Source organism: Streptomyces sp. NBC_00250, from assembly GCF_036192275.1.
In the GTDB taxonomy this organism is placed as follows: domain Bacteria; phylum Actinomycetota; class Actinomycetes; order Streptomycetales; family Streptomycetaceae; genus Streptomyces.
The window spans coordinates 757463-776010 of sequence record NZ_CP108088.1 but is presented as its reverse complement, the minus strand read 5'-3'; the positions used below and the strand labels follow the sequence as shown (position 1 = coordinate 776010).

5 protein-coding genes are annotated in these 18548 nt (G+C 72.8%); 4 read left to right on the top strand and 1 reads right to left on the bottom strand.

The window, feature by feature from the left end; translation table 11 throughout:
• Positions 1–2 precede the first annotated feature (2 nt).
• The gene (locus OG259_RS03315) at positions 3–950 is read right to left on the bottom strand and encodes a methionyl-tRNA formyltransferase (protein ID WP_328940796.1); all 948 of its coding nucleotides are present in this window, start codon (positions 948–950) and stop codon (positions 3–5) included.
• 239 nt (positions 951–1189) lie between these two features.
• On the opposite strand from OG259_RS03315, the gene OG259_RS03310 reads away from it, so the two are divergent.
• From OG259_RS03310 to OG259_RS03295, 4 genes are all read left to right on the top strand, one after another.
• Positions 1190–2566, top strand: a complete 1377-nt coding sequence (locus OG259_RS03310) for a lysine N(6)-hydroxylase/L-ornithine N(5)-oxygenase family protein (protein WP_328940795.1) — start codon at positions 1190–1192, stop codon at positions 2564–2566.
• 159 nt (positions 2567–2725) lie between these two features.
• Positions 2726–3736, top strand: coding sequence for an iron-siderophore ABC transporter substrate-binding protein (locus tag OG259_RS03305; RefSeq protein ID WP_328940794.1), 1011 nt, complete (start codon positions 2726–2728; stop codon positions 3734–3736).
• A 133-nt stretch (positions 3737–3869) separates the two neighbouring features.
• The gene (locus OG259_RS03300; protein WP_328940793.1) at positions 3870–18218 is read left to right on the top strand and encodes a non-ribosomal peptide synthetase; all 14349 of its coding nucleotides are present in this window, start codon (positions 3870–3872) and stop codon (positions 18216–18218) included.
• Positions 18215–18424: an MbtH family protein gene (locus tag OG259_RS03295; RefSeq protein ID WP_055599362.1), complete on the top strand. Its 210-nt coding sequence runs from the start codon at positions 18215–18217 to the stop codon at positions 18422–18424. The genes OG259_RS03300 and OG259_RS03295 overlap by 4 nt, the downstream gene beginning before the upstream one ends.
• Positions 18425–18548: the final 124 nt, after the last annotated feature.

Sequence of the window (18548 nt, the reverse complement as noted above, 5' to 3'; positions counted from 1 at the left end):
CGTCAGGGACGGCCGGTGAGGTAGCCGCCCATGGAGGTGAAGTACTCGGTCGCGGGCAGCTCGCGGCCGTCCTCCGTCCGGACGCGGGTGATGGCCAGGCCGTGGTTGCGGCCGGCGCGCGCGTCGGCGCCGGCGACGATCACGACACCCTCGCCCTCGCGGTAGAAGACACGGCCGGGCGTGCCGCCGTAACGGCCCTCGGAGACCACGGCGGAGAGGACTTCGAGGCGCTTGCCCCGGTGGAAGGTGAAGGCGCTCGGGTAGGGCGCGGACTGGGCGCGGACCAGGCGCTCCAGGACGTCGGCCGGCCAGTTCCAGTCGATCCGGATGTCCTCCTCGGCGCGCTTGTGGAAGAAGCTGGCCCGGGAGCGGTCCTGCCGGGTGAACTCGGCCTGTCCGGAGGCGATCTGGTCGAGTGCGCCGATGGTGACCGGGGCGATGAGGTCGACCGTCTTGTGGAAGAGGTCGGTGGCCGTGTCGGTCGGTCCGACGGGCACGGCCCGCTGCTGGACGATGTCGCCGGCGTCGAGCACCTCGTCCATCATGTGGGCCGTGACGCCGACTTCGGACTCGCCGTTGATGAGGGCCCAGATGAGCGGCGAGAAACCGGCGTACTTGGGCAGCAGCGAGTCGTGGATGTTCAGCGTGCCGTGGCGGGGCAGGTTGTAGATGTGCGGCGGGATCCACGTACGCCAGTTGTTGGCGACGATGATGTCCGCGTCGGCCTCCTTGAGCCGCGCGAACAGCTCTTCGTCGTCGGGCCTGTTGCGGATGACGACCGGGACGCCGTGCTCCTCCGCCAGGTCGGCGACCGAGTCGCTCCAGATCTTCTCGTAGGCGTGCTCGCTCTTGGGGTGCGTCACGACGAGAACCACGTCGTGTTCGGAGTCCAGGAGCGCTTGGAGGGTGCGATGGCCCCAGGTCTGATAGCCGAACATGACGACCCGCATCGGGTTCCTCCTCGGAAGAGCGATTGACCGTCAGCAAGTAAAGCAAGGCTTACCTAACAGTGCAACTGGCTTGATTTATGCGGTCGTTCGGAGCGCGTGTCCACGCGTTGCCCGTTTTGCCCCGTCGACAGCATCGCTAGATCAGGTTAGCTTTACCTAAGTTCCGCTCGGCCGTCGGCAACACCGCTGTGCCCGACGCCGGTTCCCCCTCAGCCTTCATCCCGCACGATGGGAGTGACATGTCGCAGGTTCCTCCTGGTGACGCACCTCTGGTCCACGACCTCATTGGCATCGGCTTCGGCCCGTCCAATGTGGCCATGGCGATAGCGCTCAGCGAGCACAACGCCCGCGTCGGAAGGCAGGAAGCGGTCACCGCCCACTTCTTCGAGCGCCAGCCACGGTTCGGCTGGCACCGCGGCATGCTGATCGACGACGCGACCATGCAGGTGTCCTTCCTCAAGGACCTCGTGACGCTGCGCAACCCGACCAGCGAATACAGCTTCCTCTGCTATCTGCAGAGCAAGGGCCGGCTGATCGACTTCGTCAACCACAAGAACCTCTTCCCGCTGCGCGTCGAGTTCCACGACTACTTCGAGTGGGCCGCGTCCAAGGTCGACGACATGGTCTCCTACGGCCACGAGATCATCTCGGTGGAGCCCGTCGAGCGAGATGGCGTCATCGAATACCTCGACGTGACCGCCCGCGCGGGATCCGAAGTGGTCGTCCACCGCGCCCGAAACCTCGTCCTCGGTACGGGACTTCGCCCGCGCATGCCGGAAGGCGTCGAGCGCAGCGACCGCGTCTGGCACAACTCCGACCTGCTCGCCAAGGTCGAGGGCCTGGAGGGGACGAACCCCGAGCGGATCGTCGTCGTGGGCGCCGGACAGAGCGCCGCCGAGAACGTCGCCTATCTGCACCGCCGTTTCCCCGAGGCCGAGATCTGCGCCGTCTTCTCCCGCTACGGATACAGCCCCGCCGACGACAGCGCCTTCGCCAACCGGATCTTCGACCCGGGGGCCGTCGACGAGTACTTCACGGCACCGGACGACATCAAGCGCAAGCTGATGGACTATCACGGAAACACCAACTACTCCGTGGTGGACATCGACCTCATCGACGACCTGTACCGCCAGGCGTACCAGGAGAAGGTCCTCGGCACCGAGCGCCTGCGCTTCATCAACATCTCCCGGCTCACCGGCGTCGAGGACGGCCCGGACAAGGTCCGCGCCTTCGTCACCTCCCTCGTCACCGGCGAGGAGACCGTGCTCGAAGCCGATGTCGTCGTCTACGCCACCGGATACAGCCCCGCCGAGCCCCTCGGGCTCCTCGGCCCCGTCGCCGACCGCTGCCACCGCGACGACCAGGGCCGCGTGCGCGTCGAGCGGGACTACCGGCTCGCCACCGACCCCGAACTGCGCTGCGGCATCTACCTCCAGGGCGGTACCGAGCACACCCACGGCATCACGTCGTCGCTGCTCTCCAACACCGCGATCAGGGTCGGCGAGATCCTCGACTCGGTCCTCGACCGGGCCCCCGACGCCCTCGCCGCCACCGTCGTGGCACCCCCCGCCGCCGAGGTCCTGCCCATGGCCGACGGCGTCGGCACGGCGCGCTAGCGCCACCCCCGCTCCCCCCGCGCAACACGAAGCCACCCCGCCGGGCAGCACCCTTCGCACCCGGCGGGCGTGGCACGCACTGTGAATCCCCCGAAAGGAACGTCCGTGTCCGCTGGTGCACGTCCCGCTCTGGCTCGGTTCGCCAGAACCGCCCCCCGTGTGGCTGTCCTCGCGGTGGCGGCTCTCGCCCTCGCCGCCTGCGGCGGAGGGAGCGAGAAGACCGAGTCGCCGTCCGCCACCACCTCCTCCTCGGCCTCGGCCGACGGGGGCGGCAAGCCCGCCGCGTTCCCCGTCACGGTGGCGCACAAGTACGGCTCCACGACGATCGACAAGGAGCCGAAGACGATCGTCACCCTCGGCCTCTCCGACCAGGACGCGGTCCTCGCGCTCGGCGTGAAGCCGGCCGGCTCCGTCGACTGGTTCAAGGAGAAGCCGTACGGCAAGTGGCCCTGGACCAAGGACAAGTGGGGCTCCACCCAGCCCGCGATCGTCGGTGAGCGCGACGAGTACAACATCGAGAAGATCGCCGCGCTCAAGCCCGACCTGGTCATCGCCCAGTACTCGGGGATGAAGAAGGAGCAGTACGACACGCTCTCCAAGTTCACCAAGGTCGTCGCCCAGCCCAAGGACCACCCGGACTACGGTGCGCCCTGGCAGACGATGACCCAGCAGATCGGCAAGGCGCTCGGCAAGGACGCCGAGGCCACCAAGCTGATCGCCGACATCGACGCCCGGTTCAAGGCCGCCCGCGACAAGCACCCCGAGTGGGCCACCAGGACGCTCGCCGTCGCCGACAGCTTCGAGGCCGGCAAGTACTCGGCGTTCACGAAGACCGACCCCAAGTCGATCTTCTTCCAGGAGCTGGGCTTCAAGCTCAAGCCGGAGATCGACACCCTGGCCAAGCCGGGCTTCAACGTCGCCGAACTCAGCGCCGAGAAGCTCAACGTCCTCGACGTCGACCGGCTCGTCTGGGTGACCTCCAGCACCGAGGCCAACGACCGCATCAAGGCCGAGCCGCTCTACAAGAAGCTCAAGGTCAACCAGGAGAAGCGCGACCTGTTCGTGCCCTACCAGGGCCCGGACATCGGCGCCGCGTTCTCCTTCAACACCGTTCTGTCGATCCCGTACGCCATCGACGAGATCGAGCCGCTCCTCACGGCCGTCAAGTGACGCCCACCAGCTGACGCGCCACCGACCCACGAGCCGACCCGACCGACGGCGTGGCGGAACCACTCGCCACGCCGTCGGCGGTTTGTGCCGTCACCGCCTGCCACGCACCCCCAGGGAAAGGCCACTTCGTACGATGTTTGACGTCGAGCCGTCGGACCGGAACACCCCCTCCGGCCTCCCCGTCACCGGCGGGCAATCCGGCATCTGGCTGGCCCAGCAGATCGAACCGGACAGCTCCGCCTACAACATCGTCTTCGCGCTCCACCTCCGCGGCGCCATCGACCTCGACCGGCTGACCGCCGCCGTCCGCCAGGCCGTCGAGGAGGCCGAGTGCCTGCACGTACGGGTCGCCCCCGGCGACACCGGGCCGCGCCAGACGCCCCGTACCCTCACCCAGCCCGTCGACGTCACCGTCGTGGACCTGCGTGATGCCGCCGACCCCGACGAGGCCGCCGCCGCGTGGGTGGCCGCCGACCGCGACCGGCCCGTCCACCTCGCGCTCGACCCGCTCTTCGCCCACGCCCTGCTGCGGCTCGCGGACGACCGCGTCCTGTGGTGCCAGCGCTACCACCACATCGTGGTGGACGGGATGGGCGTCGCCCTCATCACGCGCCGCGCGGGCGAGCTGTACACGGCAGGGGAGGCGTCCCGGCCCCGCGACTGGTCCCTCGCCCGACTCGTCGCCGCCGACCGCGCCTACCGCGCGTCCGAGCGGCACGCCGCCGACCGCGCCTGGTGGCTGGAGCGGATGGCCGGCCGGACCGAGCCCGTGCGGCTCGTCGACCGGGCCGCCACCCCCATGACCCGACGGCTCCGGCGGACCTCCGAACTGTCCCCGGAAACCGTCCAGCGGCTGAACGCCGCCGCCCGGACCGCGGGCGTACGACCGTCCCGCCTCCTGCTCGCGGCCGTCGCCGCCCATCTGCACCGGGCCGGTGGGGAGCAGGACCTCGTCCTCGGCCTGCCGATCGCCGCCCGCGAGGACGAGGCCTCCGCGACCGTCCCCGGCATGGTGTCCAACATCGTCCCGCTGCGCCTCACCGTCCACCCCGGCACCACCGGCGCCGCCCTCGTCGCCCAGGTGGGTGAAACCGTCGCCGACGCCGTCGCCCACGGCCGCTACCGCGCCGAGGACCTCGCCAGGGAACTGGGCCTCGTCGACGGCGTCCCGGAACTAGTCGGCCCCACCGTCAACATCCTGCCCCGCCCCGACGACCTGCGCTTCGACGACCACGAGACCGAACTCCGCCCGGAGTGGCTCGGCCCGGTCAGCGACCTCGCGTTCAGCTTCGCCGAGGGCCCCGACGGCCAGGGATACACCGTCCACCTCGACGCGGACGCCGACGTCTGCGACGCGACCACGCTCGCCGACCACGAGCGCCGCTTCCTCGCCCTCCTCGACTCCTTCGCCGGGGACCTCGACCGTCCCGTCGGCCGTATCGAGCTCACCTCCGACACCGAACGCGCCCGGCTCCTCGAAGAGTTCGGCGTCGCGCCCCGCGTGGTCCCCGAGCTGTCCTGGCCCGCCGCCTTCGAGCGGCAGGTCCGCCGCACCCCCGACGCCGTCGCGCTCGTCTGCGAGGACCGGGAACTGACGTACGCCGAACTCGACGACGACGCCGACCGGCTCGCCCGGCTGCTCCGCTCCCGAGGCGTCGGCGCCGAGGACGTGGTGGGCGTGGCCCTGCCCCGCTCGCCCGAGCTGGTGGTGGCCCTGCTCGCCGTGATGAAGGCGGGCGCCGCCTACCTGCCGCTGGACGCCGACCACCCCCGGGACCGCATCGCCTACATGCTGTCCGACGCCCACGCACGCACCGTCGTCACCGTGCGCGACCTCGTCGGCGAACTCCCCGAGACGGCGGGCGTCGGCCATCTGCTCCTCGACGACCCGGCCACCGTGGAGGCCCTCGCCGCGGCCAACGACCTCGGCCCCGGACCCGCGGTCGCCCTCGACCAGGCCGCGTACGTCATCTACACCTCCGGCTCGACGGGCCGCCCCAAGGGCGTCGTCGTCTCCCACGACGGCGTCGGCAGCCTCATCGCGACCGCCACCGACCGGATCGGCATCACCGCGGAGAGCCGGGTCGTGCAGTTCGCCTCCGTCGGCTTCGACGTGACGGTATGGGACCTGATCATGTCCCTCTGCGTCGGCGGACGGATCATCCTCGTCCCCACCGAGCGCCGCGTGGCCGGCCCCGCGCTCACCGAGTACATCGCCCGCCACCGCGCCACCCACATGATCCTGCCGCCCTCGCTCGTCTCCGCGCTGCCGCAGGAGTGCGAACTCCCGCAGGGCGCGGTGCTGATCGTCGGCACGGAAGCGGTCCCCAGCGAACTGATCGCCCGCTGGGACGGACGGCTCCGCGTCGTCGTCGCGTACGGGCTCACCGAGGCGACCGTCAACTCCACGCTCTGGCTCGCCGACCCCGACCGGCCGGGCCCCGCCCCCATCGGCCGACCCGACCCCAACACGCGCGCGTACGTCCTCGATACGGCGCTCCGGCCCGTCCCCGTCGGCGCGGAAGGCGAGCTGTACGTCTCCGGGCGCGGCCTCGCACGCGGCTACCTGGGCCGTGAGGGGCTCACCTCGGAACGGTTCGTCGCCGATCCGTACGGCCCTCCCGGCACCCGCATGTACCGCACCGGCGACCGGGTCCGCTGGGGCGCCGACGGCAACCTGGAGTTCCTCGGGCGCGCCGACGGCCAGATCAAGATCCGCGGCCATCGCGTCGAGCCGGGCGAGATCGAGAGCGCCTTCATGGCCTGCGAAGGCATCGCCCAGGCCGCCGTCCTCGCCCGCGAGGACCACCGGGGCGTGAAGCGGCTGGTCGCGTACCTGGTCCCGGAGGGAGGGGGCGACGAAGGCGCAGAGGCGGCCGTGACCGCCGCACGCGCGCGCGTGACCGACACGCTGCCCGACCACATGGTGCCGTCGGCGGTCGTCGTCCTCGACGGCCCGCTGCCGCTGACCCCCAACGGCAAGCTCGACGCCAAGGCCCTGCCCGAGCCCCGCTGGACGTCCCTGACCGGCACCGACACCCCGAGCACCCCCGCCGAACACGCCCTCGCCGCGCTGTTCGCCGACCTCCTCGGCCTGCCGGCCGTGGGCGTCCACGACAGCTTCTTCGAACTGGGCGGCGACAGCATCGTCGCCATCCAGCTGGTCAACCGCGCCCGCGAGGCCGGTCTCGCCATCACCCCGCGCGACGTGTTCCGCAGCCGGACCGTGGCGGCCCTCGCCCGGACCGCCGTAGAGACCGTCGCGGCCCCGGCACGGCCGCGGGTGGAGCTCGACGCGGACGCGCTGCCGGTCTCCCCGCTCCAGGAAGGTTTCTTCTTCCACGCGGAGTTCGACCGGCAGGGCGCGGACCTCTACTTCGTGCAGGAACTCCTCGACCTGACCGGGAACGTCGACCCCGGCCGCCTCCGCCACGCACTCCAACTCCTCCTGGACCGGCACCCGCTGCTGCGGGCATCGTTCCGCCAGCTGCCCGGCGGCGAGGTCGTCCAGCGGCTCGCGGACCACGTGACCCTCCCGTGGCGGGAGGCCGACACCGCCGTGACCGGCCTCGACGACATCCTCCGCGCCGACCGGGCCGAGCAGTTCGCCCTCGACCGGCCGCCGCTGCTGCGCGCCACCCTCGTCCGGGACGGACAGCGCCACCGGCTGCTGCTCACCCTGCACCACATCGTCGCCGACGGCTGGTCGGTCGCCGTCCTGCTGCGGGAACTGACCGACGCCTACCGGGGCGTCGAACTCCCGGAGCCCGCGACCCCGGAGCCGTACCTCTCCTGGCTCGCGGGCCGCGACCGCGACTCCGCACGTGAGGCATGGCGCCGGGCACTCGACGGCCTCACGGGCCCGACCCGGCTCCCGGCGCTCACCACCGGCGACGGCGCCCCCCAGGCACCTGCCCGCCCCGAACACGTCGACACCCGCCTGCCCCACGACCTGACCGACGCGCTCGCCTCCTACGCCAGGACCCACGGGCTGACCCTGAGCAGCGTCTTCCACGGTGTGTGGGGCCTGCTGCTCGGCGCCCTCACCGGCGGCCGGGACGTCGTCTTCGGCACCACCGTGTCAGGGCGGACCACGGAGGTCGCGGGTCTCGACTCCGCCGTCGGCCTGTTCATCAACACCGTCCCCGCCCGGGTGACCGTCCGCCCCGAGGAGACGCTGACCGAGCTGCTCCGCCGCGTCCAGGACGAGCACTCCGCCCTCCTCGACCACCAGCACCTCGGGCTCGCCGACATCCAGCGGGTCGCGGGCGGCGGTGAACTCTTCGACACCCTCGTGGTGTTCGAGAACTACCCCGCCGGCGAGCGGGAGGACGACGGGGAACCGCTGATCACCGGCGCCGAGGTCCTCGACGCCGTGCACTATCCCCTCGCACTCGTCGTCGAGCCCGCCGACGCCGGTCTGCTGCTGCGGTTCAAGCACGACGCGGCCCGCCTCGACCAGGTCACGGTGGCCGTCCTCGCCAACCGCTTCACGGCCCTCCTGCGGACCGTGGTCGCCGAGCCCGCCCGGCTCGTCGCCCGGACCGACCTGCTGTCCGCCCGCGAGCGCGAGCACCTCACGGAACTCAACGCCACCGCCCGGCCCGTACCCGAGGCGACGCTCGCCTCGCTCTTCGCCGCGTGGGTCGCCCGTACCCCGCACGCCCCGGCCGTCGCCTTCGACGACATCACCCTCAGCTACACCGAACTCGACGAGCGGGCCGAGGCGTTGGCACGACGGCTGCGGGCACGCGGCGCCGGTCCCGAGCGGTACGTGGCCGTCGCGGTGCCCCGCTCGGCCGAGCTGATGGTCGCCCTGCTCGGCGTCCACAAGGCGGGCGCCGCCTACCTGCCCGTGGACCTCGACTACCCCGCCGACCGGGTGGCGTTCATGCTCGCCGACTCGGGCGCCCGCCTCGTCGTGACGACCGCCGAGGCCGCGGGGCGGATCCCTGCCGGCGCCGGACTCGAACACCTCGTCATCGGGACGGGGGAGTCCGAGGAGACCTCGACGGGGGAGCTCTGGGGGACCTTGGCGGGGGAGCCCGGGGAGACCTCCACCGGCGCCCCCGCGCGGGCGGCCGGCCCCGACCATCCGGCGTACCTCATCTACACCTCGGGTTCCACCGGCCGGCCCAAGGGCGTCGCCGTCACCCACCGCGCCATCGTGAACCGGCTCGCCTGGATGCAGAGCGCGTACGGGCTGACCGCCGACGACCGGGTCCTCCAGAAGACCCCGTCCAGCTTCGACGTGTCGGTGTGGGAGTTCTTCTGGGCGCTGTCCGAGGGCGCCACCGTCGTCCTCGCCCGCCCGGACGGCCACCGCGACCCGGAGTACCTGGCCCGGCTCATCGCGGACCGGGGCATCACCACGACGCACTTCGTGCCGTCGATGCTGGCCGCGTTCGTCCAGGTCATGGAGTCGACCTCGGACGCCCCCGACTGGGCGGCGAGCCTGCGCCGGGTGTTCTGCAGCGGCGAGGCCCTCACCGGCGCCGACGCCCGCCGCTGGTGGGAGCTGACCTCCCGCTCCGGGCGTACGCCCGTACCCCTGCACAACCTGTACGGCCCCACCGAGGCGGCTGTCGACGTCACCTTCTTCCCGTACGAGGGCGGCACCGAGCCGGCCGTGCCGATCGGCCGGCCCGTGTGGAACACCCGGCTGCACGTCCTGGACCCGTTCCTGCGCCCGGTGCCGGACGGGGTGTCCGGTGAGCTGTACCTCGCCGGTGTCCAGCTGGCCCGCGCCTACCACGACCGTCCCGGGCTCACCGCCGAACGGTTCGTCGCCGACCCGTTCGGAGCGCCGGGGGAGCGGATGTACCGCACCGGCGACCTGGTGCGCCGCCGCGCGGACGGCGCCGTCGAGTACCTCGGCCGCACCGACCGCCAGGTCAAGATCCGCGGCAACCGCGTCGAACCGGGCGAGATCGAGAACGCGCTCGCCACGCTGCCCGGTGTGGCCCGTGCCGCCGTCGTCGTCCGCGACGGCGCACTCGTCGGCTACGCCGTCCCGGCCCCCGGCACCGCTCCCGGCGCCGCGCCCGAATCCGAGGCCCTGCACGCGGCCCTCACCGAGGCGCTGCCCGCCGCGATGGTGCCGAGTGCCGTCGTCGTCCTCGCCGAACTGCCGCTGACCCCCAGCGGCAAGCTCGACCAGAACGCCCTGCCCGCACCCGAGATCGCGCCCCGGGCCGCCGGCCGCGCACCCCGCGACGACCGCGAGCGCGCCCTGTGCGAGATCTTCGGTGACGTCCTCGGAGTCCAGGGGACGAGCGTCGACGACGACTTCTTCATGCTCGGCGGTGACAGCCTCAGCTCGATCGCCGTCGCCACCCGCGCGCGTGAGCGGGGTCTGACCCTCAGCCCCCGCGACCTGTTCGAGCACCGCACCCCCGCCGCCCTCGCCGCGGTCGCCGCCCTCCTCGGGGACGCCGAGGCGCGCCCGACCACCGACTCCACCGAGGTACCCGTGCACTCCGACGGTGTGACCGTCTCCGCCTCCGACGCCGGGCAGGCAGCCGCCGCGCTCCAGGCCGTCCTCGCCCTCCAGCAGCAGTCCGGCGCGGCGGTCGACCCCGCCCTGCGCGCCCTCCTCGACCAGTTGACCGCCGCCGCGCCGCCCGCAGAGCCCCCGGCTCCTGAGTCCCCGGCCCCCGCCCCGCTCGGCGGACCGGAGCTCACCGAGGAGGAGACCGCGCGGGTCCACGCCGTCGCCGGACTGCCCGTCGCGGACATCTGGCCGCTCTCCCCGCTCCAGGAGGGCATGTACTTCCACGCCACCTACGACGCGGGCGACGCACTCGACGTCTACCAGTCGCAGGAGACCCTGGACCTCGACCGCCGGATCGACGCAGACCGGCTGCGCGCCGCCTGCCGGACCCTCCTCGACCGCAACACCGGGCTGCGCGCCGGATTCACCAGCGACGGCCTGCCCCGCCCCGTCCAGTTCATCGTGGACGGCGCCGAGATCCCGCTCGTCGAGGCCGACCTCTCCGGACTGCCCGCCGAAGAACAGCGGACCCGCACGGAGGAACTCCTCACCGCCGACCGCAGGCGGCGCTTCGACCTGTCCGCCGCCCCGCTCTGCCGTCTGCTGCTGATCCGCCTCGGCGACGGCCGGGACAAGCTCGTCGTCACCCACCACCTCATCCTCTGGGACGGCTGGTCGGCCTGGCTGTTCCTGGAAGAGCTGTTCACGCTGTACGAGCGGGCCGGCGACCCCACCGGTCTGCCGCTGCCGGGCTCGTACCGCGACCATCTCGCCTGGCTGGAGGCGCAGGACACCACCGCCGCCCTCGACGCCTGGCGCGGGGCCCTCGCCGGTTTCGACGAGCCGACGCTGCTCGCCGCGTCCGGGCGCGACACCGGCCCGGTCATCCCGGTGGACTTCGACGCCTTCCTCACCCAGGAGGCGGGCGACCGGCTGCGGGCCGTCGCCCGCAGCCACGGCCTCACCCTGAACACCGTCCTCAACGCGGCCTGGGCCCTGGTGCTCTCGGCCATGACGGGCCGCGCCGACGTCGCCTTCGGCACGGCCGTCGCCGGACGCCCGGCGGACGTCCCGAACGTGGCCGGCATCATCGGCATGTTCCTGAACACGATCCCCGCCCGGGTCGCCTTCACCCCGGACGAGCCCCTGCTCGCCCTGCTGCGCCGCATGCAGTCCGAGCGCGCCGCCGTCATGCCGTACGAGCACGTGGGCCTGGGCACCCTCCAGCAGGAGTCCGGCCACCGCCGTCTCTTCGACACCCTCTTCGTGCTCCGCTCGGCCGACGGCGAGGACCGCGCCGCCGCCCTCCGCGAACGCCACGGCATCACCGGCGTGTCGAACGTGGACGGCACCCACTTCCCGCTCACGCTGATCGTCACCCCGGGCGCCCGCCTGAAGGTCACCCTGGCCGCCCGCCCCGACCTCTTCGACGCCGACGCCGCCGGGACGATCCTCGCCCGGTTCACCACGGTCCTCGACCGCCTCGGCGAGGCCCTCGCGGGGCCCACCGCCGCATCCGCCCGCACCGCCGGCGTGGACCTGCTGCTCCCGGAGGAGAGCGCCGCCCTGGGCACCGCCCGGGAGTCGGGTCGCGAGCCGGTGCCGGACGAGACCGTCGCCGACATGCTCACCGCCCAGGTCGCCCGTACCCCCGACGCGGTCGCGCTGGTCTTCGGCGAGCGCGCCCTCACGTACGCCGAACTCGACGCGCACGTCAACCGGCTGGCCCGGCTGCTGCTCGCCCGGGGAGCCGGGCCGGAGAAGGTCGTGGCGCTGGCGCTGCCCCGGTCGATCGAGATGGTCGCCGCGCTGTTCGCCGTGCTGCGGACCGGCGCCGCGTACCTGCCGCTCGACCTCGACCACCCCGCCGACCGGCTGCGGCTCATGGCCGAGGACACCGGACCGCTCTGCCTGGTGTCCACGACCGCCGTCGCCCCGACACTGCGGCGCGAGGACGGCCCCGTCGCCCTCGAAGTCCTCCTCGACGACGAGGCCGTGCTCGCCGAACTCGCCGCGCTGTCCGGGGACGGGATCACCGACGACGAGCGGCCCGCGTTCGCCCACGGAGTGCCGGACCGCCTGGAGTTCCCGGCATACGTCATCTACACCTCCGGCTCCACCGGCCGCCCCAAGGGCGTCGTCACCCCCTACCGGGGCCTGACGAACATGCAGCTCAACCACCAGAAGGAGATCTTCGACCCGGCCATCGCCGCCGCCGGTGGACGCCGCCTGCGCATCGCGCACACCGTCTCCTTCGCCTTCGACATGTCGTGGGAGGAGCTGCTCTGGCTCGTCGAGGGCCACGAGGTCCACGTCTGCGACGAGGAACTCCGCCGCGACGCCGAAGCCCTGGTCGCCTACTGCGACGAGCACCGCGTCGACGTCGTCAACGTGACCCCCACCTACGCCCAGCTCCTCATCGAGGAGGGCCTCCTCGACCACGACGAGGCCACGGGCAAGCACCGGCCGGCACTCGTCCTGCTCGGCGGCGAGGCCGTCTCCGACACGGTCTGGACCCAACTGCGCCGCACCGAGGGCACCTACGGGTACAACCTCTACGGCCCGACCGAGTACACGATCAACACCCTCGGCGGCTCCACCACCGAGAGCGCCACCCCGACCGTCGGCAGGCCCATCCGCAACACCCGCGCCCATGTCCTCGACACGATGCTGCGGCCCGTCCCGCCGGGCTGCCCCGGCGAGCTGTACATCGCGGGCACCGGCCTCGCCCGCGGCTACCACGAGCGGGCCGCGCTGAACGCCGAGCGGTTCGTGGCCGACCCCTTCGGCGAGCCCGGCGAGCGGATGTACCGCACCGGCGACCTCGTACGCCAGCGCCCGGACGGCCTGCTCGACTTCCTCGGCCGCACCGACGACCAGGTCAAGATCCGCGGCTACCGCATCGAACTCGGCGAGATCTCCACGGCCCTGTCCGACCACCCCGAGGTCGCCCACGCGGCCGTCGTCGTCCACGAGACCGCCGGCACCAAGCGACTCGTCGGCTACGTCGTACGGGAGGAGGGCACCGAGCCGGACGAGGAACTCGTCGCGCACCTTCGCGACCACCTCAAGTCCCGCCTGCCCGACTACATGGTCCCGTCCGCCCTGGTCCCCGTCGCCACCCTGCCGCTGACCGTCAACGGCAAGCTCGACGTCAAGGCCCTCCCCGCCCCCGACCTCTCCGGCACGGGCAGGAGCCGCGCCCCCCGCACCCCGCGGGAGGAGACCCTGTGCGGGCTCTTCGCGGAGGTCCTCGGCCTGCCCGAGGGCAGCGTCGGCATCGACAGCGACTTCTTCGACCTCGGCGGGCACTCGCTCCTCGCGACCCGGCTCGTCAGCCGGGCCCGTACCGCGCTCGACGCCGAGCTGGCGATCCGCGACCTGTTCGAGGCGCCCACCGTCGCCGAACTCGTCGAGCGCGCGGCCCCCTCCCGCGGCGCCGCACGCCCGGCGCTCGTCGCCGCCGAGCGCCCCGACGAACTGCCGCTCTCCCACGCCCAGCAGCGCCTGTGGGTCATCCAGCAGATCGAGTGCACCTCCGCCGCGTACAACTTCCCGCTGGTCATGCGGCTGAACGGTACCTTCGACCGCGAGGCGTGGAGCGCCGCCCTCGCCGATGTGACCGACCGCCACGAGGCACTGCGCACCCTCTTCGCCGAGCGCGAGAGCGACGGCCAGGCATACCAGCGGATCCTGCCCGCCGGTTCGGCCGCCCCGGTCGTGGAGCACGTGCGGGCGACCGAGGACGAGGTGCCCGGCATCGTGGACGCCGCCGTCCAGCGGCCGTTCGACCTCGCCGCCGAGCTGCCGATCCGCGCCACGGTCGTGGAGGTGGCGCCCGACGAACACGTCGTCGTCCTGCTGCTCCACCACATCACCACCGACGAGTGGTCCGACCGCCCCTTCCTGCGGGACCTGACCACCGCGTACACCGCGCGCCTCGACGGCGGCGCCCCCGACTGGGAGCCGCTGCCCGTCCAGTACGCCGACTACGCCCTCTGGCAGCAGCAGCTCCTGGGCGACCCGGCCGACGCGGAGAGCCTGGCCGCCAGGCAGCTGGAGCACTGGCGTACGGCCCTGGTCGGCGCCCCCGAGGAACTGGAACTGCCCACCGACCGGCCGCGGCCCGCCCGCCCGGCGTTCACCGGGGCCGAACTCGACATCTCCTTCGACCGCACGGTCCACGAGGGCCTGCGCAGGCTCGCCCGGGACACCGGCGCCAGCATGTTCATGGTGGCGCACGCGGCCGTCGCCGCCCTGCTCCACCGGCTCGGCGCGGGCACCGACATCCCGCTCGGCGCGCCCATCGCCGGGCGTGGCGACGAGGCCCTGGACGAGCTGGTCGGCTTCTTCGTCAACACGCTCGTGCTCCGCACCGACCTCGGCGGCGACCCCAGCTTCACCGAACTCCTCGGCCGGGTCCGGGAGACCGACCTCGCCGCCTTCTCCCACGCCGACGTGCCCTTCGAGTCGGTCGTGGAGAAGCTCAACCCGACCCGCTCCCTCTCCCGGAACCCGCTGTTCCAGGTGATGGTCGGCCACCACGCCCGTACGGACGAGACCCTGCGACTGCCGGGGCTCCGGGCCGGCTATCTGCCGCACCGCACCGGCACCGCCAAGTTCGACCTCGTGTTCAGCTTCACCGAGCACACCACCGCCGACGGCGCGGGCGACTCGCTCGGCTGCCGCCTGGAGTTCGCCACCGAACTCTTCGACCAGGAGACCGCCGAAGGCATCGCGGACCGCCTCCGCAGGCTCGTCGGGATCCTCGTCGAAGCCCCCGACGAGCCGCTCTCCCGGGCCGGAATCCTCACCGACGAGGAGCAGCGACTCGTCCTCGAAGGCTTCAACGGCCGGCCCCGCGAGGTCGACGAGGAGACCCTGCCGGCGCTCTTCGCCCGGTGGGTGGCCGAGCGCCCCGACGCCGTCGCCGTCGTCGAACGCTCCCGCTCGGTGACGTACGCCCAGCTCGACGCCCGCGCCGACCGGATCGCCCGGCTGCTCGCCGCCCGCGGCGTCGGCGCCGAGAGCGTCGTCGGCGTGGCCGTCCCGCGGTCGGTCGACATGATCGCCACCGTCGTCGCGGCCCTGAAGCTCGGAGCCGCGTTCCTGCCGCTGGACCTCGTCCACCCCGGCGACCGCCTCAGCTACATGATCGAGAACTCCGGAGCCGCCGTCGTGGTCGGCACCGAGCCCGTCGCCGGGAAGATCCCGGACGCCGACGGGGTACCGGTGGTCCTCCTGGACGCCCCCGACATCGCGGCCGAGCTGGACACCCTGCCCGGGACGCCGCCGGTCGGCGGACCCGTGGGCCTCGACCAGGCCGCGTACGTGATCTACACCTCCGGCTCGACCGGCCGCCCCAAGGGCGTCGTCGTCCCGCACGAGGGCATCGCCAGCCTGGTCGCCACCGCCGTCGACCGGATGGGTCTGGAACACGACAGCCGCGTCCTCCAGTTCGCCTCCATCGGCTTCGACGTCTTCGCCTTCGAACTCGCCATGGCGCTCTGCCACGGCGGCCGGCTGGTCCTCGTCACCGACGAGGCACGGGTCGCCGGACCCGCCCTCACGGACTTCCTCGAAGACCAGCGGATCACCCACATGATCCTGCCGCCCTCGCTGGTGTCCGCCCTGCCGCCCGGCTGCCGACTGCCCGAAGGGTCGACCGTCCTGGTCGGCACCGAGACCGTGCCGCCGGACCTCTTCGAACGCTTCGGCGCCACCGCCAACCTGATCTGCGCGTACGGGCTCACCGAGGCGACCGTCAACTCCACCCTGTGGCCCGCCCGTGAGCACGGCGGCCGCGCCACCGGCCGGGTGCCCATCGGCCGCCCGGACCCCAACACCCGCTGCTACGTCCTCGACGAGCACCTCCGGCCCGTCCCGCCCGGTGTGATCGGCGAGCTGTACGTGGCCGGCCGCGGCCTCGCCCGGGGCTACCTCGGGCAGGCCGGGCTCAGCTCGGAACGGTTCGTCGCCGACCCGTACGGCGCCCCCGGCAGCCGCATGTACCGCACCGGCGACCGCGCCCGCTGGCGCGCCGACGGCAACCTCGACTTCCTCGGCCGGGTCGACACCCAGGTGAAGATCCGCGGCTTCCGCATCGAGCTGGGCGAGATCGAGGCCGCCCTCGCGGGCCACCCCACGGTCGCCCAGGCCGCCGTCCTGCCCGACCGCGACGGCGACATCGTCCGCCTCGTCGGCTACGCCGTCCCCGAGCCGGGCACGGACCTCGCCCTCGACCCGCAGGAACTGCGCGCCCACGTCGCCGCCGTCCTGCCCGAGTACATGGTCCCGGCCCTCGTCGTCCCCCTCGACGGCCCGCTGCCGCTCACCCCGAACGGCAAGCTGGACCACAAGGCCCTGCCCGCACCGGACTGGTCGGCCATGACCGGCGACGCCGCTCCCGCGACCGAGACACAGGCGCGGATCGCGGAGCTGTTCTGCGAGATCCTCAAGCTGGACGCCGTCGGCGTGCACGACAGCTTCTTCGCCCTCGGCGGCCATTCCATGGCCTCGATGCGTCTCCTGGGCCGCATCCGCGCCGAGTTCGGCGTCGAGCTGAGCATCCGTGACGTCTTCGACGCGCTGACCGTCGCCGGGATCGCCGGAAAGCTGGACGGTGCGAGCGCCGCCCGGCCCGCCCTGCGCCCGGCCGAGCGCGGGGCCTTCGACGGCACGGACCTGCCCGTGGCACCCGTGCAGCAGTGGCAGTGGCGGGCGTACCGGCGGAGCCCCGGCTTCGACCACGCGCTCGTCCTGCGCTCGCCCGGCGGCCTCGACGCCGACGCGCTGGCCTCGGCGCTCGCCGATGTGACCAGCCGTCATGAGCCGCTGCGCACCGCCTTCGCCGAGGCCGACGGAACCCTGCTCCGCCGGTCCGTCGAAGCCCCGGTCCTGGCCGTGGAGCAGTGCGCGGACCTGGACGCCCGACTTGCGGAACTAGCCGCCAATACACCGGAGTTGGAAGTGGAGGCGCCGCTGCGGGCCCGGCTGCTCACCGACGCTGAAGGCGCCCAGGCGGTCCTGCTCACCCTGCACTACCTCGCCGTCGACGAGTGGTCCGTGGTCCCGCTGTTCCGCGACCTCACCACGGCGTACGGCGCGCGTACGGCCGGGCGTACGCCCGACTGGCAGCCGCTCCCCGTGAGTTACTCCGACTACGCCCGTTGGGCCCGCGAGGTCCTCGGCGACCTGACCGATCCTGAAAGCCGGGGCGGCCGCCAACTGGCGTACTGGCGAGACACGCTCAAGGACGCACCGCGCGAGCTGGCCCTGCCGACGGAGGCCCGGACCTCCGTCCCCGGCCGGCGCGGGCGCCAGAGCGCCGGGATCGTCGAGTTCGTCCTCGACGAGCGCCTCCACGCGGACGTGGACCGGCTCGCCCAGGCCACCGGCACCAGCATGTTCATGGTGCTGCACGCGGCCCTCGCGGCTCTGCTGACCAGCCATGGAGCGGGCACCGACCTGCCCATCGGCACGATGGTCGCCGGGCGCGACGACGACCAGCTCGCCGACCTCGTCGGCTGCTTCTTCAACACGGTCCTGCTGCGCACCGACACGGCCGGCGACCCGACCTTCGCGGAGCTGCTGACCCGCGTACGGGAGACCACGCTGAGCGCCCTCGACCGGCAGCAGGTCCCCTTCGACGAGGTGGTCAGGACGGCCGGTCTGCGGCCCGAGGGACCCCAGGTGATGGTGATCCACCACGAGCAGGCCGACCTGGCACGCCTTGAGGGCGGCGTCGGAGACCTCCTCGCCGTACCGACCGGCTCGACCCGGGCCGAACTGACCCTCAGCTTCTACGAGCCCCGTGGTGAAGGCCCCGTGCACTGCGGGCTGATCCACGCGACGGAGCGGCTCGGCGCGGCGAAGGCCCGCCGGCTCGCCGAGGAGCTCCAGACCCTGCTGCGCACCGTGACAGACGACTCCGAACAGCCCCTGTCCCAGCTGTTCGGCGTGACACACAAGAGGAGTGAGAACGCATGAGCACCAACCCGTTCGAGGACCCGCAGGGCCGCTTCCTGGTTCTGGTCAACGACGAGAACCAGCACTCGCTGTGGCCCTCCTTCGCCGAGGTCCCCGCCGGGTGGCGGACCGTCTTCGGCGAGGACACGCGCGAGGGCTGCCTGGCCTACGTGGAGTCCCACTGGACCGACCTGCGCCCGGCGAGCCTCATCGCCCTCCAGGACTGACGCACCGGCACCGGCACCGAGACCGGCACCGAGACCGGCAGACCGGCACCGAGACCGGCACCGGGACCGAAACCACCGGCCGCCCGCGGGGGAGTACCCCTCGCGGGCGGCCGCGTACGTGGGG

Bases quoted from the DNA above. Each gene is read 5' to 3' on its own strand.
- OG259_RS03300 (WP_328940793.1), top strand. From the start codon at position 3,870: ATGTTTGACGTCGAGCCGTCGGACCGGAACACCCCCTCCGGCCTCCCC.
- OG259_RS03310 (WP_328940795.1), top strand. From the start codon at position 1,190: ATGTCGCAGGTTCCTCCTGGTGACGCACCTCTGGTCCACGACCTCATT.
- OG259_RS03295 (WP_055599362.1), top strand. From the start codon at position 18,215: ATGAGCACCAACCCGTTCGAGGACCCGCAGGGCCGCTTCCTGGTTCTG.
- OG259_RS03315 (WP_328940796.1), bottom strand. From the start codon at position 950: ATGCGGGTCGTCATGTTCGGCTATCAGACCTGGGGCCATCGCACCCTC.